This is a genomic window from Streptomyces sp. NPDC048288, assembly GCF_043201555.1.
Lineage (GTDB): Bacteria > Actinomycetota > Actinomycetes > Streptomycetales > Streptomycetaceae > Streptomyces.
Genome location: NZ_JBICZD010000002.1, coordinates 595,636 through 616,633 on the forward strand (window position 1 = coordinate 595,636; position 20,998 = coordinate 616,633).

At 73.5% G+C, this 20,998-nt stretch carries 18 protein-coding genes; 10 read left to right on the forward strand and 8 right to left on the reverse strand.

Annotated features, from left to right (window positions below; all coding sequences use genetic code 11):
• Positions 1-38: 38 nt before the first annotated feature.
• Positions 39-929: an SDR family oxidoreductase gene (locus tag ACGFZS_RS09020; protein ID WP_393794548.1), complete on the reverse strand. Its 891-nt coding sequence runs from the start codon at positions 927-929 to the stop codon at positions 39-41.
• A gap of 95 nt (positions 930-1,024) precedes the next feature.
• Here ACGFZS_RS09020 and ACGFZS_RS09025 point away from each other — a divergent pair, with 95 nt between their 5' ends.
• Positions 1,025-1,597, forward strand: coding sequence for a TetR/AcrR family transcriptional regulator (locus ACGFZS_RS09025; protein WP_393794549.1), 573 nt, complete (start codon positions 1,025-1,027; stop codon positions 1,595-1,597).
• A 126-nt stretch (positions 1,598-1,723) separates the two neighbouring features.
• On the forward strand, positions 1,724-2,509 hold the full coding sequence (locus tag ACGFZS_RS09030; RefSeq protein ID WP_393794550.1) for a hypothetical protein: 786 nt from the start codon (positions 1,724-1,726) through the stop codon (positions 2,507-2,509).
• Position 2,510: 1 nt separating this feature from the next.
• Here the strand turns inward: ACGFZS_RS09030 and ACGFZS_RS09035 are convergent, their stop codons facing one another.
• From ACGFZS_RS09035 to ACGFZS_RS09050, 4 genes are all read right to left on the reverse strand, one after another.
• Entirely contained in the window at positions 2,511-3,290 is a 780-nt protein-coding gene (locus ACGFZS_RS09035; protein ID WP_393794872.1) for a TIGR03943 family putative permease subunit, read from the reverse strand.
• Positions 3,287-4,291 (reverse strand): permease, encoded by a 1,005-nt coding sequence (locus ACGFZS_RS09040; RefSeq protein WP_393794551.1) that lies wholly within the window; start codon positions 4,289-4,291, stop codon positions 3,287-3,289. Before ACGFZS_RS09040 ends, ACGFZS_RS09035 begins: the two co-directional genes overlap by 4 nt.
• Before the next feature lie 142 nt (positions 4,292-4,433).
• Positions 4,434-6,041 (reverse strand): amidohydrolase, encoded by a 1,608-nt coding sequence (locus ACGFZS_RS09045; protein ID WP_393794552.1) that lies wholly within the window; start codon positions 6,039-6,041, stop codon positions 4,434-4,436.
• Positions 6,042-6,474: 433 nt separating this feature from the next.
• Entirely contained in the window at positions 6,475-7,818 is a 1,344-nt protein-coding gene (locus ACGFZS_RS09050; RefSeq protein WP_393794553.1) for a tetratricopeptide repeat protein, read from the reverse strand.
• Between the two features lie 112 nt (positions 7,819-7,930).
• On the opposite strand from ACGFZS_RS09050, the gene ACGFZS_RS09055 reads away from it, so the two are divergent.
• From ACGFZS_RS09055 to ACGFZS_RS09065, 3 genes are all read left to right on the forward strand, one after another.
• Positions 7,931-8,104, forward strand: a complete 174-nt coding sequence (locus tag ACGFZS_RS09055) for a hypothetical protein (protein ID WP_393794554.1) — start codon at positions 7,931-7,933, stop codon at positions 8,102-8,104.
• A gap of 215 nt (positions 8,105-8,319) precedes the next feature.
• Positions 8,320-9,084: an NPP1 family protein gene (locus ACGFZS_RS09060; protein WP_393536283.1), complete on the forward strand. Its 765-nt coding sequence runs from the start codon at positions 8,320-8,322 to the stop codon at positions 9,082-9,084.
• Positions 9,085-9,274: 190 nt separating this feature from the next.
• Positions 9,275-11,245, forward strand: coding sequence for an Ig-like domain repeat protein (locus tag ACGFZS_RS09065; protein WP_393794555.1), 1,971 nt, complete (start codon positions 9,275-9,277; stop codon positions 11,243-11,245).
• A 7-nt stretch (positions 11,246-11,252) separates the two neighbouring features.
• On the opposite strand, the gene ACGFZS_RS09070 is transcribed toward ACGFZS_RS09065, so the two are convergent.
• Positions 11,253-12,308: a hypothetical protein gene (locus tag ACGFZS_RS09070; RefSeq protein ID WP_393794556.1), complete on the reverse strand. Its 1,056-nt coding sequence runs from the start codon at positions 12,306-12,308 to the stop codon at positions 11,253-11,255.
• Between the two features lie 381 nt (positions 12,309-12,689).
• The gene (locus ACGFZS_RS09075; RefSeq protein ID WP_393794557.1) at positions 12,690-13,811 is read right to left on the reverse strand and encodes a PP2C family protein-serine/threonine phosphatase; all 1,122 of its coding nucleotides are present in this window, start codon (positions 13,809-13,811) and stop codon (positions 12,690-12,692) included.
• A 115-nt stretch (positions 13,812-13,926) separates the two neighbouring features.
• Between ACGFZS_RS09075 and ACGFZS_RS09080 the strand changes: the two genes are divergently transcribed.
• The 3 genes from ACGFZS_RS09080 (at position 13,927) to ACGFZS_RS09090 (ending at position 16,439) form a co-directional block, all read left to right on the forward strand.
• A complete protein-coding gene (locus tag ACGFZS_RS09080) occupies positions 13,927-14,367 on the forward strand; it encodes a hypothetical protein (protein WP_393794558.1) in 441 nt (146 codons plus the stop codon).
• Between the two features lie 398 nt (positions 14,368-14,765).
• Positions 14,766-15,734, forward strand: a complete 969-nt coding sequence (locus ACGFZS_RS09085) for a hypothetical protein (protein WP_393794873.1) — start codon at positions 14,766-14,768, stop codon at positions 15,732-15,734.
• Positions 15,735-15,848: 114 nt separating this feature from the next.
• Positions 15,849-16,439, forward strand: coding sequence for an HAD family acid phosphatase (locus tag ACGFZS_RS09090; RefSeq protein ID WP_393794559.1), 591 nt, complete (start codon positions 15,849-15,851; stop codon positions 16,437-16,439).
• Here the strand turns inward: ACGFZS_RS09090 and ACGFZS_RS09095 are convergent.
• Positions 16,418-18,034 (reverse strand): PLP-dependent aminotransferase family protein, encoded by a 1,617-nt coding sequence (locus tag ACGFZS_RS09095; RefSeq protein ID WP_393794560.1) that lies wholly within the window; start codon positions 18,032-18,034, stop codon positions 16,418-16,420. The genes ACGFZS_RS09090 and ACGFZS_RS09095 overlap by 22 nt on opposite strands.
• Positions 18,035-18,126: 92 nt before the next feature.
• On the opposite strand from ACGFZS_RS09095, the gene ACGFZS_RS09100 reads away from it, so the two are divergent.
• Both ACGFZS_RS09100 and ACGFZS_RS09105 read left to right on the forward strand, forming a co-directional pair.
• Positions 18,127-18,915, forward strand: coding sequence for an alpha/beta fold hydrolase (locus ACGFZS_RS09100; protein ID WP_393794561.1), 789 nt, complete (start codon positions 18,127-18,129; stop codon positions 18,913-18,915).
• Between the two features lie 114 nt (positions 18,916-19,029).
• A complete protein-coding gene (locus ACGFZS_RS09105) occupies positions 19,030-20,976 on the forward strand; it encodes an FUSC family protein (protein ID WP_393794562.1) in 1,947 nt (648 codons plus the stop codon).
• Positions 20,977-20,998: the final 22 nt, after the last annotated feature.

Genomic DNA, 20,998 nt, shown 5'->3' on the forward strand with positions numbered 1-20,998 from the left:
CCAGTCCTCCCAGTCCCCCCAGTTCCCCGGGCCCCCGATCACTGTTCCGCGAAGTAGTGGCCCTCCTCCAGATCGGCCAGCAGCCCCGCCTCCGTCGGCTCCCACCCCAGCAGTTCCCGCGTCCGCCCGCTGCGCACCGGCACGTCCAGGGTCATAAACGCCCCGAAGAACCCGAAGTGCTCCGCGACCCGTTCGTCCGGGATCCGTTCCACCGGCACGCCCAGCCGCCGCCCGACCACCTCGGCGATCGCCCGTACCTCGACCCCCTCCTCGGCCGCCGCGTGCAGCTCCGCGCCCGCCGGCGCCTTCTCCAGCGCCAGCCGGTACAGCCGGGCGAGGTCCAGCGTGTGCACGGCGGACCACCGGTTCGTACCGTCCCCGACCTGGCCGGAGGCCCCCTTGGCCCGCGCGATCCGTATCAGCGTCGGCAGGAACCCGCTCCGGTCCCGGGTGCTGTGCACGACCGGCGGGATCCCGACGAGCACGGTGCGCACGCCCTGTCCGGCGAGTTCGCCGAGCAGGCGCCCCGCGGCGATCCGCGGATTGGCCGCGTACGCCTCGCCGAGGTGCTCGTTGCCGTCCCCGTGCCCCATGCCGATGCCCATGAGGGCCTTGCCGGTCCCGGCGAGCACCTCCCCGAAGGCCCGCACCACGGCCAGGTCGGTGGCCGCGGCACCGGCCATGTCCCCGGCGGCCATGGCCGTGTGGTCGAAGGCGAGATGGACGACGGCGTCGGCGTCGCCGGCGGCCGCCCGCAGCCCGTCCAGATCGTTCAGGTCCCCGCGACGCACCTCGGCGCCCAACCCCTTGACCACGGCGGCGGAGTTCTCCGACCGGGCGAGGCCGACGACCTCGTGCCCGGCCCGCAGCAGTTCGGGAACGACGGCGGAGGCGATGTGACCGCCCGCGCCGGTGACGAAAACACGCATGACGACTCTCCCGAGAGCGAGAAGAAAGTGATGTGACTCGGTACCGTCACCGTAGCACCGTGACGGTACCGAGTCACATCACTTAGAGTGTCCTCATGGCCCGATGGGAACCGAACGCGCGACTGCGCCTCGTACAAGCCGCGATCGACCTGTTCGGCGAGCAGGGATACGACAGCACCACCGTCGCCCAGATCGCCGAACGGGCCGGGCTGACGAAGACGACCTTCTTCCGGCACTTCCCCGACAAGCGCGAGGTGCTGTTCACGGGCCAGCAGGAGCACGGCCGCCTCCTCACGGAGGGCATCGAGGGCGCCCCCGCGTCCGCGACCCCGCTGGAGGCGGTCGCCGCGGGCCTGGACGCCCTGACCGCCTCCTTCACCCCCGAGCAACGCGCCTTCGCCCCCCGCCTCAGCGCGGTCATCGCCGGTCACCCCGAACTACGCGAACGCCTCGCCTTCAAGGAACTCAACCTCGCGGCCACCGCCACCGACGCCCTCCACCGCCGCGGCATCCCCGACCCCACCGCCACCCTCGCCGCCGGCCTGGCCGTCCGCGCCTTCGCCACCGCCTTCACCCACTGGACCACCCCCACGAACCACCAGCCCTTCCCCACCCTCGCCCGCCACGCCCTCGAAGAACTCCGCAGAGCGGCAGCGACCCTCACCTGATCCACCCGCGACGCGCGGGACTCACCCGGACGGACCGGAGCGGTGGTCGGTGGGGGCGGGGGGTGATGGCGTGGGGGTGTGAGGGTTCGCGTTCCGCTGCTCGCCTGCTCCCGGGGAGGTCCCGTCATGAGAGTCACCGCCTCCGGTCTGGTCGTCGCCGGTCTTCTCGCGGCCGTTTCCGCGTGTACGGCCGCCGGGCCGCCGGAGGCCGATGGTCCCGGCTCCGCCCCGGCCGCGAACGCGACGGCTGCCGAGCGGCCCGCCCCGACCGGCCCCGCGGCCGCGACCGGCACCCCGGTGCTCACCGTCGAGCAGGCGCAGGCCGCGCTGATCGGCGAGGCCGATCTGGGGGTGCCGTGGACGGCCACCGACGGCACGGCGACCTGGCGGGACGGCCTGCTGAAGGCGGCCACCGGACAGCCCGAGTGCCAGCGTCTGCTCGAATCGCTGTACACCGACGAACTCCTCGGCGCCCCGGCCGGCCCGCAGGCCGTCGCCGTCCTCGACGACGGCGACGACGAGGCCCAGCTCCGCTACCAGGTCGACGCGAGCCGCGCCGCCGACGTGGACCGGACCCTGGCCTGGCTGCGGACGCTGCCCGGTGTCTGCGGGCAGTTCGCCGCGCAGACGACCGGGGCCGGCACCACGGCCGTCCGGGTCACCGACGCCGGACTGCCCCAGGTCGGCGACGCCCGCCAGGGGCTGCGGGTCACCGTCACCGCGCAGGCCTCCCCGAACGACGATCCCACCACCCTCACCGTCGACGTCGCCGTCGTCCGGGTCGGCGACGACGCGATCGTCCTCACCGCCGGCGCCCTCGGCACCCTCCCGGACGACACCACCGAGCAGGCCCTCGGCATCGGCGTCCAGCGCCTCGCCCAGGTACGCGAACGGGGCCGGGCGCAGGCCTAGTTCACCGCGTCTCGTACGGGTCCGACGGCTGCCGCACGGTCTTCAGCGAGCCCGCGTCCAGCACCGGCGGCCAGGCCGTGTCCGAGCCGAGCTTCCCCTTCGGGTGCCAGGTGCCGGTCACCGTGACCCAGGTGTCCGTGGGCGGCGCGTCCTCGCCCCTGATCTCGACCTTGCTGGTGGTGGCGTCGGCGGCGCAGCAGGTGACCATCAGCCGGGTGAGGTACCAGGTGCCGTCGTCCGCGCCGTGCGTGACGAAGCCCGTCATCCGGACCGTACGACCCGTCAGCGACCGCCCGCTGTCGTAGATCGCCCGCGAGCTGAACGCGGCGAGCGTCAGCTCCAGCGGGTTCCCGGCCGGCAGCGCCGGGAAGGTCCCGACGCCCTGCGCGGCCCGCTGCGCCGCCTCGCGCCCCGCGCTGTACGAGCCGAGGGCCGGGGGAGGGAAGAGGAGCAGGGCGAGGGCCGGGAGGGTGAGCAGCCAGGCGATCCGGGGGCCGGCGGGGCCGTGGTGGTGACCGTGGGCCTCATCTTCCGGTTCTGCCGGTTCTGCCGGTTCTGCCGGTTCTGCCGGGGCGTTGTCGTCGTCCTCGGGGTCCGTGTGCGTACGGGTCCGCAGCACCGCCGTCGTGACGCCCAGCAGGATCAGGGCGATGCCGGACGCGATCAGGTACGGGCGCAGGGCGGCCTGGACGTAGCGGAGGTACAGGTCGCCGAAGAGCGTGATCCGCAGGGCCGCCGCGCCGACGAGGCAGAGCAGGACCGGGCCGCCGTACCGCCTCACAGCAGCCACCAGCCCACCAGGACGGACGAGGACAGGGCCACCAGCCAGGTCGCCGAGGAGAAGCGGAGCGCGAAGCCCCGGCCGAAGGTGCCCGCCTGGAGGGCGATCAGCTTCAGGTCGACCATCGGGCCCACCACCATGAACGCCAGCCGCGCCGTCGCCGGGAAGGCGCTGAGCGAGGCGGCCACGAAGGCGTCGGCCTCGCTGCACACGCACAGCACGACGGCGAGCAGGGCGAGCAGGGGCACGGCCGTCCAGGCGGAGCCGGTGAAGACGTCGAGGACCGACCTGGGTACGACGATGTTGAAGGTCGCCGCGGCCGCCGCGCCCAGCACGAGGAAGCCGCCGGCGTGCAGGAAGTCGTGCTGGAGGCCGGTGAGGAAGGCGCGGGGGCCGGAGGTCCGGGGGCCGTGCTCGGCGCGGGGCGGGCGGAGCCACTCGTCGCGCCCGAACCGTGCCCACAGCCAGCCCATCACCACCGCGGCGGCGAGGGAGGCGAGCAGCCGGGCCAGCACCATCATCGGCCGGCCGGGGAAGGCGATCGAGGTCGCGACCAGCACGACCGGGTTGATCGCGGGGGCGGAGAGGAGGAAGGCGAGGGCCGCGGCCGGGGCCACCCCGCGCCGCATCAGGCTGCCGGCCACGGGGACGGACGCGCACTCGCAGCCCGGCAGTACGACACCGGCGGCCCCCGCCAGCGGGACGGCGAGGGCCTGGTTGCGGGGGAGGAGCCGGGCGAAGACGCGTTCCGGGACGAAGGCGCCGATCGCCGCGGAGACGACGGTGCCGAGGAGGAGGAAGGGGACGCCCTGCACGGCGACCGCCGTGAACACGGTCCACCAGGCGGCCACCGGTGGGGTGTAGAGGTCGAGGGCGAGCGTCGGGCCCAGGAAGGAGACGACGGTCGCTGTCGCGAGCAGGGCGGTGCCGCCGAGGACCACGTGGACGACGGCCCGCGTCAGGAGACGCAGGCCGTCGGCGGTGGTCCGGTGGTTCTGCACATGGGGGACGCTAGTGATGGGGGCTGTTGGTTTGCAGAGAGACGGCTGTGTGTCGGGTGCGGGTCCGGTGGGGGCTGGTCGCGCCCACGCGGCGGAGCCGCACATCGCATACGGCCCCGCGCCCCTGTCGGGGCGCTGCCGCTCACGGGGTCACGACGGAACCGCCGATCACAGTCCGTACCGGCATCAGGTCACGCAGTTCGTCGCCGGAGGCGTTCGCCGGGTCGCGGTCCCAGACCGTGAAGTCCGCCCAGCGGCCCGGGGTCAGGGTGCCGCGGAGGTGGGACTCGCCGGTGAGGTGGGCTGCCTGGGTGGTGTGCAGGGCCACCGCCTCGTCGTAACCGATCGCGTGCTCGGGGCCCTTGACGCCGATGACGGTCTGGCGGGTCGTCATGCCCCACACCGAGCGCATCGCGCCGAACCGGCCGACCGGGAAGTCGGAGCCCGCGCTGACCTGGGCGCCGAGGTCGATCCAGCCGCGGGCGGGGAAGAGGCGGGCGACGCGTTCGGGGCCCCAGAAGACCTCCTCGACCTCGGCGGTGTCGTGCAGCAGCGGCTGCTGGATGGTGACGGGGATGCCGAGGGCGACGGCGCGGGCGCGCTGCTCGGGGCCGGCGAGGCCGCCGTGCTCCATGACCAGGGTGCCGGCGGGCAGGCCGGGGTTGCGGTCCAGGACGCGTTCGTAGACGTCGAGGAGGGTGCGGACCGCGCGGTCGCCGTAGGCGTGGGTGCCGACCCGCCAGCCGCGCCGGACCACCGCCTCGACCGCCTCGACCAGCGCGTCCGGCTCCCAGACCAGCATCCCGGAGTAGGAGTGGTCACAGGCGTACGGCTCTTCGGTGGCGCCGGCCTCCAGGCCGCCGTCGAGGCCGAACTTCACGCCCCACACCGACAGCCACGGGTCGGAGGTGTCGCGCCACTCCTCCATGACGTCGAGGAGGTCCTCCACCTGGGCGGCGCTGGTCAGGCCGAGGGCCGAGATCAGCGTCCGGACCCGGGTGTGCAGGGCGCCCGCGTCCCGGGCGGCCCGCAGCACGGCGTAGTCCTCGGGGGTGACCGCGCAGTCCCGGACGGTGCCGATGCCGGTGGCGGCGTAGTCGCGGGAGGCCAGCCGCAGTCCCTCGACGCGCCGGGCCCGGTCGGGGGCCGGGACCAGGTGCTCGACCAGGTGCAGGGCGTTGTCGATCAGCCGGCCGTCCAGCTTGCCGTCGGCGCCGCGGCCGATGGTGCCGCCCGGCGGTACGGGGGTGTCCTCGGTGAGGCCGGCGAGGCGCAGCGCGTAGTGGTTGACGACGTCGTTGTGGCCGCCGCGCTTGACCAGGACGGGGTGCCGGTCGGTGGCCGTGTCGAGTTCGGCGGCGGTGGGCATGCGGCGCTCGGCGAGGTTGAGTTCCTGCCAGTTGGTGGTGGTGCGGATCCACTCGCCCTCGGGGGTGACCGCGGCCCGCTGCCGGATCAGGTCGAGGAACTCGGGGATGGTCCGGGCCCGGTGGACGGGGACGTCCTGGGCACCGAGCGCGGCGAAGACCAGGTGGGTGTGGGTGTCGTCGAAGGCGGGCAGCACGGTGGCGCCGGGCAGGTCGTGGACCTCGGTGTGCTCCGTCACCAGGTGGTCGAGGCCGTGCGGGTCGGCGGACACGGCCGCGATCCGGTCGCCGCGCACCGCCAGCGCCCGCTGCGGGGCCTGGCCGGGCACCAGGGTGTGCACCGCGCCGGCGCGGATCAGCAGGTCGGCTCCGTGGTCGGTCATCGTCTTCTCCCTCAACTGCGGGCGTTTGGCTGACGAGACAGTTCTAGGAGCGGATCGCCGTTTCGCCGTCATACCGAGCGGCTCAGTGCAGAAAGTACGCCATCAGCGCGGCCGGTCATGCGGATCATGCGACACACACCGGACGAGACCGACCGGCGGATCACGGCCGCGCCGGTCACCGCCCACGGCGACCCTCAGCACCCACCGGCACGTCCGGTTCTGCGCGGCCACCACCGGCCCCCCGCCAACCTGGTCGTGGCCGTCGCCGTGGCGGACCTCGACGCCCTCTACGCCTTCCGCACCGGCACCGGCGGTCCGCTGGAGGGCATCACCGTCATCGACACCACTCCGCTGCCGGCGACCGTCGGACGTACCGGCCTGATCCGCCGCTCCGGCCAGGGGCAGGGGCAGGGGCAGGGGCAGCGGTGGCCGGTCACAGTGGTGGCTGGGCCGGGGCGGGGCCGAGGGTCGTGGTGCCCGGGGCCGTACGGTGGCCGAGGCCCGTGCGGTACGCGTCCAGGGCCGCCTCCACCCGGCCGGTGCGGCGCAGCAGGTCGCCGAGGAGCCGGCACAGGTCGGCGAGGTCGCCCGCCGCGCCCGCCCGTTCCAGCAGGCTGAGCGCCCGGACGTAGTGCTCCTCGGCCGCCTCGGTGTCCCGGGCGTCCTCGGCGATGATGCCGAGCAGCCGGTGGGCGGCGGCCGAATGGACCGCGCCACGCTCGGAGTTGAAGTCGCCGAGCACGTCGTTGAGGAGTGCGGCGGCCTCGTCGGACTTGCCCCGGCGGTGCAGTACGTCGGCGAGTTCGACGGCGGCCTGGCTGCGGTACAGGGCGGCCCGGGTCTCCGAGAGCATCGCGAGGGCGTCCCGCAACTCGCTCTCCGCGCGCTCCAGTTCGCCGTTCTGGGCGTAGACGTAGCCGCGCATCCAGTGGCAGTTGGCGAGTTCGGTGCGGAGCTGGAGCTGGCGGTAGAGCTCGGCGGCCTTGGCCAGGGAGGCGTCGGCCTCGGCGACCCGGCCCTCGGCGAGCAGGGTGCGGGCGACGGAGCGGTGCATCCGGGCGATCAGGGCGGGGTCCCCGGCCTGCGGGGCGAGGGCGAGGGCGAGTTCGGCGGCCTGGGCGGCGCGGGCGTGGGCGCCCATGTCCATGTACGGGCCGATGGCGGAGGCGTAGAGGAGCAGGAGGGCGTCCGGGTCGTGCAGACCGCTCCGGTTCAGTTCGTCGAGGGTGGTCTCAAGGAGGTAGACGGCATAACGAAGCTCACCGGCCAGGTAGTGCGAGACCGCCCGGCCGCGGATCGCCGGGACGCGCACCGGCAGCGGTTCGTCGGCCGTCCACAGCTCGGCCCGCTCGAAGAACTCCCTGGCCTGCCCCAACTCACCGGTGTCCAGGGCGCATTCGCCCATCCCCAGCAGCGCGGTGGCCTGCTCGACCGCCAGCCCGTGCGCCTCCGCCTCCTCGAACAGGTCGGCGTACTGGGCGGCGGCCTCCTCGGCCGCGCCCGTGGCCAGGGTGCGCTGGGCCTCGGTGAGCCGCAGCCTGAGGTCGGTGGCGAGATGGGCGGGGCGTCCGCTGGCCAGCTCCTCGAAGCCGACCCCGAGCCGCCCGGCGATGTGCCGCAGCGCCTCGTCCGAGGCCCGTACCCGGCCCGCCTCCAGCGTGGAGATGTAGGCGGGTGTGTAGGCCGGTTCGGCCAGCTGCCGCTGGGTCAGCCCCCGTTCGGTGCGCAGCTGCTGCACGCGCCGCCCTATGGTCTCCGGGTCGTCCCTTTCCTGCATGGTGCCACTCCCCCCAACTCCCCCTGAACCTCTTGCCGTTGAGCTCTGACTACCTCTAGGTTAAACCGCGAGTTAAACGTGCTTAACCCGCCCCTGTCGTTGCGAGGTCGCCGTGCTCGGACGCACATCCGCACGCCCCACCGCACGTTACTTCCGGAGCGTCACCGCGGCCGTCGTCGCGGTCGCCGCGCTCATCATCGCCGCCAACGCCGGTCCGGCCAGGGCGACCGACGACCCGGCCGGTTTCCCGGCTCCGGCCGCGGCCCGGCCCACCGCCACCCGCTAGCGGGCCCCGCGACGGCAAGCGCTCTCCGGCAGGAGCACCGCTCCCGCCCGTTCCTGTGAAAGCCCGTTGATCAGTTCGGCGAAATGCCGCCCTCCGTTTCACGGAAAGCCCTTCCATCGCACGCCTCGGAGCGCCAGTCTCTCTCCGACCCGGATGTCATGTCCGGGGCGAAAAAGACCGTACCAACCGCCCCGGACCGTCGACTGGAGCCCCCGATGTCCCGCACCAGGACCCACCGCCTCGGCCGAGCCGCCGCCGTCGTGGGCAGCGCCGCCGCGCTCACCCTCGCCCTCCCCTCCAGCGCCTTCGCGGGCGTGCTGCAGAACCTCCCGGAGAACGCGACCGCGTACGAGAAGAACTTCGAGCCGCTGTACGACTACGACACGGACAGCTGCTACCCGGCCGCCGCCATCGACCCGGACGGCAACCTCAACGGCGGCCTCAAGCCGACCGGTTCGGTCACCGGCAGCTGCCGCAGCGGCCACCTCGACCACGCCAACACCTACTCGCGGACCAAGTGCAACAACGGCTGGTGCGGGACCATCTACGCCAGCTACTTCGAGAAGGACGAGGCCTCCCCCGGCATCGGCCACCGCCACGACTGGGAGTGCATCGTCGTCTGGGTCAAGGAGGGCGACTCCACCCCGTCGTACCTGTCCGCCTCCCAGCACGGCGACTTCGAGACGGAGGCGGTCGCCGACGTCCCGATGAGCAGCCAGCGCGTCGAGGTCGTCTACCACAAGGACGGCCTGAGCACCCATGACTTCCGGTTCGCCAAGTGGGGCGAGACCCCGGAGAACGACGACGGCGCCTGGCACCAGGAGAACCTGCTCACCTGGGAGAACATGGCGTCCAACCTGCGGGACATCCTGAACGCCTCCGACTGGGGCGACGCGAACTTCCCGCTCCAGGACGCGAAGTTCGACGACCACCTCAACAAGGCCAAGCCGAGCGCCATCACCTTCGACCCGTACGCCTGACCAACTCCCGCCCCCCGCCGGTGCATCCCCCCGCCGGTGAATCCCGGATGCCGATTGTCAGTGGCATGACCTAGTCTTCGTTGCATCCGCCACACGCGGCCCACAGAGAACTCACACAAGAGGACTCGCACAGTCGTGGGCCGCGTCCCGTGGCGTCCACTCACATTCGATCCGGGGGGTTCGAATCAGCGTGCGTATGCGCACCGTCACGGCCGCCACCACTCTGGCCGTCCTCTTCAGCTCCGCCGCCCTGGCCGCCACTCCGGCCTACGCCGACACCAGCGGGCTCCTGCCGGTCAAGTCGCTCGGTGACATCGTCGTCGACGGCGCTCACCAGCAGGTCTTCCTCAGCGACCCGAGCAACGGCAAGATCGTCGTCACCGACTACTCCGGCAATGTGCTCAAGCAGCTCACCACCAACCTGTCCGGGGTCGACGGCCTCGAACTGTCCGCCGACTCCGGCACGCTCTACGCGGCCGTGCAGGACATGGACGCCATCGCCGTCATCGACACCGCGACGGACACCGAGACCACCCGCTACCCGGTCGGCGACAAGCCGCTGAGCGTCGCCCTCGCCGGCGGCAAGCTGTGGTTCGGCTACGGCGGTGCCGCCTCCGGCAACCTCGGATCGGTCGACCTCACCGGCGACCACACGGTCACCCTCGGCCAGGACAGCGGCTGGTACCAGGCGCCGCTCCTGGACGCCGCACCCGGCTCCGACGTCCTGGTCGCGGGCGCGGTCGGCCAGAGCCCGGTCGAACTGGCCTCCTACGACGTCTCGTCGGGCACCGCGAGCAAGCTGGCGAGCACCCGGGACGCCGGCAGCAACCTCGGCGACCTCCAGGTCACCCCCGACGGCAAGGACGTCGTGGTGGCCAGCGGAGCCCCGTACTACCACCAGGTCTTCAAGACCTCCGACCTCAACGAGGACGGCAAGTACACCAGCGTCAACTACCCGAACTCGGTCGCCATCGCGCCCGACGGCACGGTGGCGGGCGGCAGCGACGCCTCCTACGACGCGGACATCTACATCTTCCACCCGGGCAGCAGCGAGGCCGTCCGCAGCTACGACCTGCCGAACACCGGCGGCGGCAGCGGCTCCGACCTGGTCGCCACCGCGGGCCTGGCCTGGGCGCCGGACGCCTCCCGCCTGTTCGCGGTGACCTCCAACAGCCAGGGCGTGTACTCCCTGCGCGAGTACGACGCCCCCGGCAAGACGGCGACCGCCCTCACGGTGAACGCCCCGGCGACCGCGACCCGCGCCAAGCAGCTCACGGTCACCGGCACGCTCTCCTCGGCGGCCGCGCTGCCCGCGGGCACCCAGGTCACGGTCGTCCGCACCGACCTGGAGACCCCCGGCGGGAAGACCCTGCCCGCCGTGACCGTCGCGGCGGACGGGAGCTACTCCTTCAAGGACACCCCGCCCGCCGGCGGCAAGGTGACCTACCAGGTCTCCTACGCGGGCGACGCCGACCACGGCCCGAGCACCGCCAAGGACACCGTCGACGTCTCCCGCGCCAAGCCGACGCTGACGCTGAACAACAACGGCAAGGTGTACACGTACGGGAAGGACGTGAAGTTCACGGCCCATCTCGGCACGACGTACAAGAACCGCACGGTGGAGATCTGGGCCGACCCGTTCGGCTCGGACAAGCCCGACAAGCGGGTGAAGTCCGGCAAGGTCGACTCGCACGGCAACCTGTCCGTGGTCCTCGACCTCAAGCGGGACACCAAGGTCACCGCCAAGTTCACCGGCGACGCCCGCTGGCAGCCGCGCTCGGTGTCCAGCTCGGTGGGCGCGAAGGTCAGCATCTCCATGGCGGTCAGCCGCCAGTACAAGACGAAGTCGGCCTGGGGCCAGAAGTACTACGTCTTCCACAAGACCAAGAACCCGCTGTTCACGACCAAGATGCCGTACTACACCGGCCGTGCGCAGCGCTTCGACTTCCAGGTCTACTACCAGGGCAAGTGGTACTCGGACACCTCGCAGTACTTCGGGCTGGCCGGCAGCGGCCTCTCCCAGGTCGAGTTCACCGGCAGCCACAAGGACGACGTCGGCTGGCGCTTCCGGGTCCGCTCCGACTACATCAACGGCTCCTCCGGCGACACCGTCAACTCCACGACGTACGGCGCCTGGAAGTACTTCACCTTCACCAACTAGCGGCTGCTCAGCTGGTCTGAAGCTGCCTGAGGTGCTGCTGGACATGGTCCAGGGCACCCTCCCGGCGGCCCGGCACCCGCAGCCTCAACTCCGCGAGCGCGGGCCCGAGTTCACGGGCCCGCGCCGCGTCCTTGATGGCCCCCCACTGGTGGTGGGCCCGGTCCACGGCGGCCTCCACCTGCGGTGCGTCGGCGGGCTGGCCCGCGCCCAGCCGGACCTGCGCCACGGTCAGCCAGGCCCGGCAGCTGCGCACCGGGTCCCCGGCGAACATCGCGAGATCGGCCCGTACCTCGGACCAGTGCAGCGCGTCCTCGGAGGCGGGCCCGTGCGCCCGCGCGGCCGCCTCCTCCCACCGCGCGGCGAGCTCGTCCGCCTCCGCGTGCCGCCCGCCCCGCACGGCCGTGCTGATGGCGTCGTGCGGATCCCCGCCGTCGCCGGTGTGCGTGCTGAGCAGCACGCTGCTCGCGAGCTCCGCGCCGGTCCGGGCCAGCACCTGCTGGTGCAACTGCGCCAGCGGCGGCCGGTGCCCGCTGCGCAGCACGGTCGCCACGGCCTTCATGTACGACGGCGCCGCCACCTCCCGCCGGGCGGGCGGCGGGGCGATCCGCCCGTGCACGGCGTTGTTGCGCCCGGAGTCGAGCGGGGCGGTCCGCAACAGCTCCCAGGTCTCCTGGTCCGCGTGCAGATCGAGGACGAGGGTGGTGGCGCCGGCCGGCCGCAGCCGCAGCTCCTCCCGGATCCAGTGCCAGGGCAGCGCGGTGTACCGGACGGTGGCGGGCGTGGTCCGGGCCAGCGCGAGATGCGGCAGCCGCTGCTTGCGGTCCAGGTGCAGCTGCCCGGTGACGAAGAGGGTCAGCGGACCGGGGGCGGCCGCGGCGGCCCGCAGCCTGGTCAGCACGGCCTGCGGCTCCAGCGGGTCGGCGAGTTCGACCACGTTGGCGGTGTCGGTGCCGGAGAGTATCGCCGGGGGCACGGCCGCGAGCACGGGGAGCACGGAGGCCGCGTCCACCAGCCGCCCCTTCCCGTTCGGCGAGGCCGCGAGCAGCAGCACGGTTCCGGGCATCGCGCCCTCCCCCTTTGTTCACCGGCTTCACTTACGTCAGCACGGTAACCGCTGCGCCTGCAAAGCGGGGGCCACGGGGGAGGTTTGGGCCGGGTAACGACCGGTACGACCACCACCGGAGCGCCCCCGGACCACCCTTCCTGCCCCCGCTCCCCTTGACACCGTCCCCTCTCTCTCCGTTCTCTCTCCGTCTTTCCGCCGCGACGGTGCTCAGCCAAGTCGGTGCGGCTCGGCGGTGCCGAACTGCCGCTGCCGCCCGCCGTCGGTCTGCCGACCGGTTGCGGAGTGCCGCGCCGTCGTGGCTGGTCGCGGCCACGCGGCGGTAGCCGCATGTCGAATGCAGCCCCGCGCCCCTGACGGGGCGCTGCCGTGCCGCGGGCTCTACGGGGTCACGGTGCGGCGGATCGCGAAGATCGTGGTGTCGTCGGAGAGGTGGCCGTGGGTGTGGCGGAGTACGCCGTCGCGGATCCGGGCGACCAGGCGGGAGGGGTCGGGTGGGGGCGTAGGGGAGACCGCCCGGAGGAGGTCGTAGAACTCGCCGTCGCCGTTTCTGGATTCGGTCACGCCGTCGGTGGTGATGAGGAGGGTCTCGCCGGGGGCGAGGGTGACGGTGAGGGTGGGCGGCGGGCCGGACGTCGGCTGCAACTCGCCCATGCCCAGGGGGAGTCCGCCGCCCGGGGGCAGCGACCGTACGCCGCCGGAACTCACCGCCAGCGGCGGCTCGTGGCCGAAGTTGACCACCTCGACGACATCGGAGGCGCCCGGCGGGAAGCCCAGGAGGACCGCGGTGGCGAAGCGGTCGCCGTCGTCGTGGCCGAGGGCCACCGTATGGCCCCGGTGCCGGACCATCCGGGTCTCCAGCCGGTCGGCCACCGTCGCGAGGTCCCGCTCGTGGTAGCCCGCCTCCCGGAACGTGCCCAGCAGCGCCGCCGCCGTCTCCACCGCGCCCAGCCCCTTGCCCTGCACGTCCCCGACCAGCACCCGGGTGCCGTACCGGCCCGGCTGGATGTCGTAGAAGTCGCCGCCCACCCGGGCCTCCGTGTCGGCGGCGAGATACACCGCCGCGTGCTCCAGCCCCGCCCACCCCGGCGGCAGCGGGCGCAGCACGGTACGGCGGGTCGTCTCGGCGATGTCCCGCATGTGCAGCATCCGCCGTTCGCCGTTCTTGCGGACCGCGCAGGCCAGGATGGCCAGCAGACCGGCGAGCGCGACCAGGATGAAGTCGGGCAGCCCGGCCTGGTACTGGTGCGGCCAGGCGTGGTCCACGGCGATGTAGTCGAGGACCGCCAGCACCGCGAGGACCGCCGTCGCCCAGACCCCGCAGATCGCCGCCGCGATACCGGGCACCAGCACGATCCAGGAGATGATCCGGAACCGCTCCGTGGTGTTGAGGTCGACCGCCGTGATCCCGGCCATCAGAAGCAGCGGCGCCACCCAGGCGAAGCTCCTGCCCTGGGCCCGCAGCAGCTCCTTCCGCCGCCGCAGGGCCTGGTGGTCGATCACCTGGCCAGGGAAACACGGGCGGGGATCCCGCGCATTTCGTAGGGGTGGCCGACTTGCCACGGGGTACCCGCAGGTGTGCTCTGGAGGGTGGGGGCGAGGAGAGAGGAGCACGCTCATGGCTCAAGCGGCACCCACGTCCGGCGGCATGCCCCGGAGCGGCCGTACGCCCGACGTGTTCAGCGCGCAGGCGCACGCCAGGTCCCGGGTGGCCATCCCCGTCGTGACCGGCCTGATCTACGGCTACTGGGCCGCGGCCAACCGGCGCAGCGGCGGGCCCATCACCGGCTGGAACCTGCTGTTCGGCTTCCTGACGGCGCTCGTCTTCGCGGTGGTGCTGTTCGCCGTGCTGACCTGGGCCCCACGGCTGCGGCGGGAGCTGCACGCGGTGGTGTGGACGGCCTTCGTGGGCATCGCGTTCGGCTTCCTGTTCAGCCAGAGCGGGGACTCGGTCCTCACGTCCATCGCCATCTCGCTCGCGGTCGCGGCGGTGACCTTCATCCTGATGTTCTACCGGTTCTACACGCACGAGGACGCGGCCGGTAACCGGATCCGGTAGCGGCCCCGCAGCGGTACCGAGCGGCACGCATGGGCCCCGGCCACCGCGGCCGGGGCCCATACGTTCCCCTTGTCCCTCCACCCGTCGCCGAGGCCGCTCGCGGGCCCTCGGCGACGTCTGTGCGCGGCCTCTCGGGCCGCGGCGCCGGGCGGGGACTTCTCCCAGACCAGGAAACACCCGTTCGGGTCAGCCCTCCACCGGAGCCAGGCGCGGCAAGGGTTTCCGGGGGAGGGACGAGGGGCCGCGGCGACCCGGGGCCCCCGTGCCACCGTTCGGCTGGACCGTTCGGCTCGACTTGTCCCCGGTGAGGCACCCGAATGCAGGCGGTGAGGCCCCCGAATGCAGGCGCACCGCTCGCCTGACCGGCGCTCAGGGGCTTGCCTGGAAACGTGCCCCCAGTGCCCACCGGGCCCGCGCGGCCCGTACGGCCGCCCCGGCCCGTACGTCTTCGGCGCGCCCTGTCGGCCCTGCTGATCGCGCTGTCCTGCCTGCTGCTGCCGTTCGGCGCGCTGGCGGCCTGGGCCGCGTACGGGCTGGCGGACACCGGACAGTACGTCAGCACGATGGCGCCGCTCGCCGACGACCCGGACGTCCGGGACGCCGTCGCGGACACGGTCGGCGACGGCATCATGCGCGAGGTGGACATCGGCCCGCCGATGCAGGGCACGGTGGCGCCCTTCGTGCGCGAGGCGGTCCGCTCCTTCACCCAGACCCGGGCGTTCCGGCTGGCCTGGGACGCGGGCAACCGGGCCACCCACGACGCGATCCTGCGCGCGCTGCAGGGCGAGCGCGAGGGGGCGGTGACCGTGGACCTGGCCCCGGTCACCGCCCAGGTCAAGGACCAGCTCACCCAGGACCATGTGCCGCTCGCGGCCCGTATCCCGGTCCAGCACACGGCCGTCGCGGTGCTTCCGGCGGCCGAACTGGACCGGCTCCGGAAGGGGTTCCACGTGCTCGAAGTCGCCGGCTTCTGGCTCCCCGTCTCGGCCGTCGTCTTCGCGGCCGGCGGCATCGCGCTGGCCGTCCGCCGCCGCCGTGCCGTCACCGCGACCGCGCTGGGCACGGCCCTGGGCGGCGCCCTGCTCGGCGTCGCCCTCACCGTCGGCCGCGCGCTGACCCTGGCCGACCTGCCGTCCGACGTCTCGCACCCGGCCGCGGCGGCCGTCTACGACGCCCTGACGTCCACCCTGCGCACGGTCTCCTGGCTGCTGCTCGCCCTGGGCCTCGCGGTGGCCGCGCTGACCTGGCTGAGCGGATACGTCCGCCGGCGCCGGCCCGAGGTGCACGAACCGGACCCCGACACGCCCGATTCCCCTTCGCTCAGGGCGGATTCACAGAGTTCTGGCCAGAACATGACAGTCCTGTAACCGTGCGCTCCGCCGGCGGTCACGCGGCGGGCGCCCCGGCCGAGCACCGTGGCGGAACGACGGCCGCCGGTACGGAACACCGGTGGCCGACGTGAGCTGAGGAGCCCCCACCCGATGAACCGTCTCACCGCGCGCCGCGCCGCCGTTGCCGTGACGGCCGGCCTCGCCCTGTCGTTCGCCGCCGCCCTGCCCGCGCAGGCCGCGACCGTGACCGAGGCCCAGTGGCTGTCCGACGTCGCCGCCGTCACCGGCCCCGCGCAGACCTACATCGACGGCCGCGTCGCCGCCAACACCTCCGGTGCCAAGCTCGCGATCGTCCTCGACATCGACAACACCTCGCTGGAGACCTACTTCGAGGGCGCCGGCACCAGCACCCCCGCCACCCCGCCGGTGCTCGCCCTGGCCCAGGACGCGCACGCCAAGGGGGTCAGCGTGTTCTTCGTCAGCGCCCGCAGCAACCTGTTCAACGCGATCACCAAGTCCAACCTGACGTCGGTCGGCTACACGGTCGACGGACTCTACGCGCGCACGGTCGCCCAGCTGCTGACCGAGTCCGTCGCCGACTTCAAGACCTCCTCGCGCAAGACGATCGAGGCCAACGGCTACGACATCATCGCCAACATCGGCAACAACACGACCGACCTGACCGGCGGTTACGCCGACACCACCTACAAGCTGCCGGACTACGACGGCCTGCTGGACTGACCCTCCTGGCGGGGGTGCTCCGGACCGCGCGCCGCGAGGGCGGCCAGCGTCCGCAGCGCCCCCGCCAGTTCCGGCTCGCCCGCCGACGCGAGCCCGATCCGCACCGCGTCCGGCGTCCGCTTGGGATCGACGCGGAAGGCGGTTCCCGGGGTGATCGCGATCCCGAGCTCCGCCGCGGCCGCCGTGAAGCTGTCCGCCCGCCACGGCGCGGGCAGCTGCCACCAGGCGAAGTACCCGCGCGGATCGGCCCGTACGTCGAACCCGCCGAGCGCCTCGCGGACCAGCCCCTGCCGCCGTACGGCCTGCTCCCGCTTGGCCGCGACCAGCCGCGCCACGGTCCCGTCCCCGATCCACCGCACCGCCGCCTCCACCGCGAACGCCCCCGGCCCCCACCCCCCGGACCGCACAGCGGCAGCCACCGCACCGACCGGATCCAAAGACCCCGCCGACCCTGCGGATCCCACCGACCCCGCTGATCCCACCGACCCCGCTGATCCCGCCGATGTCTCCGGTCTTCCGGGTCCCCCCGGTCCCCCGAGCCTCCCCAGCCCTCCCGGTCCCCCCGGCCCCCCGAGCCTCCCCAGCCCTCCCGGTCCCCCCGGCCCCCCGAGCCTCCCCGGCCCTCCCGGTGCCCCCAGCCCTCCCGGCCCTCCCGGTCTTCTCGGTCTTCTCGGTCTTCTCGGCCCCTCCGGTACGACGACGAATCCCACGGTGAGTCCGGGTGCGACCCGCTTGGAGAGGGAGTCGACGACGTGGACGAGGTGGGGTGCGAGGGCGGCGAGCGGGGGCTCGGGGCTGGTGTGGAGGAACGACCAGACCCGGTCCTCGACGACCGGGAGGCCCAGGTCGCTCACCGCCCGGGCCAGTTCCAGGCGCCGCCCGGTGGTGATCGTCGCGGAGGTCGGATTGTGCAGGGCCGGCTGGAGGTAGAGCGCGGAGAGCGGGGCGGACCGGTGGGCGGCCAGGAGGGACTCGACGACGGGCCCCTCCTCGTCCGTCTGCACCGGGACGAGGGTGACGCCCAGTCGCCGCGCGACCTCCTTGACCAGGGGATACGTCAGCGGCTCCACGCCGACCCGGCCGCCCGGCCGGACCAGGGACGCCAGGGCGGCGGCGATCGCCTGCCGGGCGTTGCCGGTGAACAGGATCCGGCCGGGGTCGGGCCGCCAGTCACCGGTGGCGAGCAGCGCGGCCACCGCCTCCCGGGCCTCCGGGGTGCCGTCGGCGGCGCCGGGCCGCAGGGCCTCGGTGAGCACGTCGGGCCGGAGCAGGGGAGCGAGGGCGGGGGCCAGCAGCTCCGACTGGCCCGGCACGGACGGGTAGTTGAGCTCCAGGTTCACCCGGGCCCCGGCGTCCTCCACCAGCGACCGCCCCGGACCCGTGACCTCGGTGGCCCGCACGAAGGTGCCCCGCCCGACCTCGCCCACCACCAGCCCGCGCCGCACGAGTTCGGCGTAGACCCGCCCGGCGGTCGAGGCGGCGATGCCGTGCCGCCTCGCGAACGCCCGCTGCGGAGGCAGCCGTTGCCCCGTCCGCAGCCGCCCCCGCGCGATGTCCAGCGCGATCCGGTCGGCGATCCCCCGGAAGTCGTCCAAGGCCCCCACCTTCGTCACCCCCGTCACCCTCATTGCACCGAGAGCAAAGATCTTATTGCACCGACGAGTTGGGGCCGCCTAGGGTCGACCACATGCCCCCCTTCCTCGCATACGACGACAAAGACCCGCATACCTCCCGCACCCCCCTCCTCCTCGTCCACGGCCACCCCTTCGACCGCACCATGTGGCACCCCCAGCTGACGGCCTTCGCCGCCACCCGCCGCGTCATCGCCCCCGACCTGCGCGGCTACGGCGCCTCCCCGGTCACCCCCGGCAGCACCCCGCTCGCCCGCTTCGCGGCGGACCTGGCGGACCTCCTGGACGCGCTGTCCGTGCGGACCTGTGTCGTCGCCGGTCTCTCCATGGGCGGCCAGATCGCGATGGAGTGCTACGACCGCCTCGGCCCCGGGCGGGTCCGGGGCCTGGTCCTGGCCGACACCTTCGCCGCCCCGGAGACCCCGGAGGGAAAACGGGCCCGGAACGCCATGGCCGACCGGCTCCTGCGCGAGGGCATGCGCGGCTACGCCGACGAGGTCCTGGAGGAGATGGTCGCCCCCTACGCCCACCCGGACGTGAAGGCCCACGTCCACCGCATGATGACGGCCACCAACCCCGAGGGCGCGGCGGCCGCCCTGCGCGGCCGCGCCGAACGCCCCGACTACCGCCCCCTGCTGGCGAGGGCCGCCGTCCCCGCCCTGGTCGTGGTCGGCACGGACGACGAGTACACCCCCGTCTCCGACGCCGAGGAACTGCACGCCCTCCTCCCCGACGCCACCCTGCGGATCATCGACGCGGCCGCCCACCTGCCCAACCTGGAACAGCCCCAGGAGTTCAACCGGGCGCTGGGGGAGTTCCTGACGCGGGTGGACGAAGGACCCTGATCCCGGACAGGTGACGACGGCGCCCGGCCACAGAACCCGTCCGCGGCACCCCCGGCCGCCGGGCCCCGGTCGTGGATCTCACGCTCCACCGGCACGGGAGCCGATAATGGGCGCATGTCCCGCGAGTTCCCCATCGGCCTCACTCCTCCCGACTGGCTGGTAAGGAACCTCCGGCCCCAGCAGGCGGCCCCCCTCAACTGGGCGGCCCTGGCCCGCGCCGCCCTCGGTATGGCGCTGCCGCTCGCCGTCGGTCTCGCGGTGGGTCAGCCCGCGTACGGCGCGCTCGCGTCGATGGGCGCCCTCTCCGGGGTGATCGGCGACACCGCCGACGCCTACCGCATGCGGATCCTCAACATCGCGGTCCCCCAGCTCTTCGGCGCCGTCGGCGTCACCGTCGGCTCCCTGGTCTACGGCCAGGGCTGGCTGACGGTCGCCGTCATCACCGGCATCGCGCTGCTCTCCGGGATGATCTCGACGATCGGCGCGGTGTCCTCCGTGTCCGGCCTGCTCCTGCTGCTCAACTCCGTGATCGGCGCGGGCCTGCCGCTGCCCGGCGCCTGGTGGCTCACCCCGGTGCTGATGACCGGCGGCGGCCTGCTGGTCCTGCTCCTCGCCCTGCTGGCCTGGCCCTTGCGCTCGGGCGTCCCGGAACGCGCGGCGGTCGCCGCCACCTACCGCACGGTCGCCGACCTGCTCGCCGTGAGCGACTCGGGCGACGGCGAAGCGTACGACCGCGCCCGGCACACCGTCACCCAGTCGCTGAACCAGTCGTACGACCTGATCCTGGCCCGGCGCGCCCGCTACCGGGGCCAGAGCCGCGAACTCACCCGCATGCTCGCCCAGTTGAACGCGATCACCCCGGTGGTGGAGGCCGCCCCCGTCGTCCGGCTCGCCGGGAAGCCGATGCCGCCCGAGATCCCGGCGGCGGTACTGCACATCGCCGACGCCATCGAGACCGGCTACACCGGCCCGACAGGGCTCGACCTGCCCGAGCCGCACAGCGAGACCGGGCGAGCCGTCGACCACGCCCTGCGGCACGTCGCCGAGGTCGCCACCTCCCCGGACGTCGACCCGCGCGGCATCGACGACCGCCTCGGCCGCCCCGCCGCCCTGGGCATCCGCACCGCCCGCGCCGCCCGCAACGTCGTCCTGTCCGCCAACTCCTGGCGCTACGGCATCCGTCTCGCCCTGTGCATCGGCATCGCGCAGGCCCTGGTCTCCCTCGTCCCGGTCCCCCGCTCCTACTGGGTCGCCCTCACCATCACCTTCGTCCTCAAGCCCGACTTCGGCTCGGTCTTCTCCCGCGCCCTGCTGCGCGCGCTGGGCACGGTGGCCGGCCTGGTGCTGGCGGCGACGGTCCTCACCGTGGTCCCGCGCGGCTGGTGGGACGTACCGGTGATGATGGTCCTGGCCCCGCTGATCCCGGCGCTGACCCCGCGCGGCTACGGCTTCCAGACCGCCGCCATCACCCCGGTGATCCTGCTGCTCTCCGACCTCCTCAACCACCAGGGCACGGCGCTGCTCCTGCCCCGCCTCCTGGACTCCCTCATGGGCTGCGCGATCGCGCTGGTCGCGGGCTATCTCCTGTGGCCGGAGAGCTGGCGCACCCGCGTCGGCGACCGGCTCGCCGACGCGGTGGCGGACACGGCCGCGTACGTGGAGCTGGCGTTCAAGGACGGCGCGGACCCCGCCGCCCGCGCCCGGATGCGTCGCCGCCTCTACCGCGACCTGTCCACCATCCGTACGGAGTTCCAGCGCGCCCTGTCCGAACCCCCGCCCACCGGCCGCCGGGCCGCCGCCTGGTGGCCGCTGGTCGTCGCCGTGGAACGCATCGTCGACGCCACGACGGCGGCCCGGGTCCGGGTACGGCACGGAGCGCCGCCCCCGGCCCGGGCCGAGGTGGACCAGGTCGCCCTGCAACTGCGCGAGCTGGCGGAGGGCGTCCGCGAGGCGGAGACCCTGGTCGCCGTCCGCACCGACCTGGCGGGCCCGCCGGACAGCGTCCTGGAACCCCTGCGCCAGGAGGTGGCGGCGGCCAGAGCAATCGCCTCCCCCCACTGACTCCCTCTGACTCCCTCTGACT

What these genes read in the sequence shown, in the direction of transcription:
- ACGFZS_RS09020 (WP_393794548.1), bottom strand. Translation starts at nt 929, where the DNA reads ATGCGTGTTTTCGTCACCGGCGCGGGCGGTCACATCGCCTCCGCCGTC.
- ACGFZS_RS09025 (WP_393794549.1), top strand. Translation starts at nt 1,025, where the DNA reads ATGGCCCGATGGGAACCGAACGCGCGACTGCGCCTCGTACAAGCCGCG.
- ACGFZS_RS09030 (WP_393794550.1), top strand. Translation starts at nt 1,724, where the DNA reads ATGAGAGTCACCGCCTCCGGTCTGGTCGTCGCCGGTCTTCTCGCGGCC.
- ACGFZS_RS09045 (WP_393794552.1), bottom strand. Translation starts at nt 6,041, where the DNA reads ATGACCGACCACGGAGCCGACCTGCTGATCCGCGCCGGCGCGGTGCAC.
- ACGFZS_RS09050 (WP_393794553.1), bottom strand. Translation starts at nt 7,818, where the DNA reads ATGCAGGAAAGGGACGACCCGGAGACCATAGGGCGGCGCGTGCAGCAG.
- ACGFZS_RS09060 (WP_393536283.1), top strand. Translation starts at nt 8,320, where the DNA reads ATGTCCCGCACCAGGACCCACCGCCTCGGCCGAGCCGCCGCCGTCGTG.
- ACGFZS_RS09070 (WP_393794556.1), bottom strand. Translation starts at nt 12,308, where the DNA reads ATGCCCGGAACCGTGCTGCTGCTCGCGGCCTCGCCGAACGGGAAGGGG.
- ACGFZS_RS09080 (WP_393794558.1), top strand. Translation starts at nt 13,927, where the DNA reads ATGGCTCAAGCGGCACCCACGTCCGGCGGCATGCCCCGGAGCGGCCGT.
- ACGFZS_RS09090 (WP_393794559.1), top strand. Translation starts at nt 15,849, where the DNA reads ATGAACCGTCTCACCGCGCGCCGCGCCGCCGTTGCCGTGACGGCCGGC.
- ACGFZS_RS09100 (WP_393794561.1), top strand. Translation starts at nt 18,127, where the DNA reads ATGCCCCCCTTCCTCGCATACGACGACAAAGACCCGCATACCTCCCGC.
- ACGFZS_RS09105 (WP_393794562.1), top strand. Translation starts at nt 19,030, where the DNA reads ATGTCCCGCGAGTTCCCCATCGGCCTCACTCCTCCCGACTGGCTGGTA.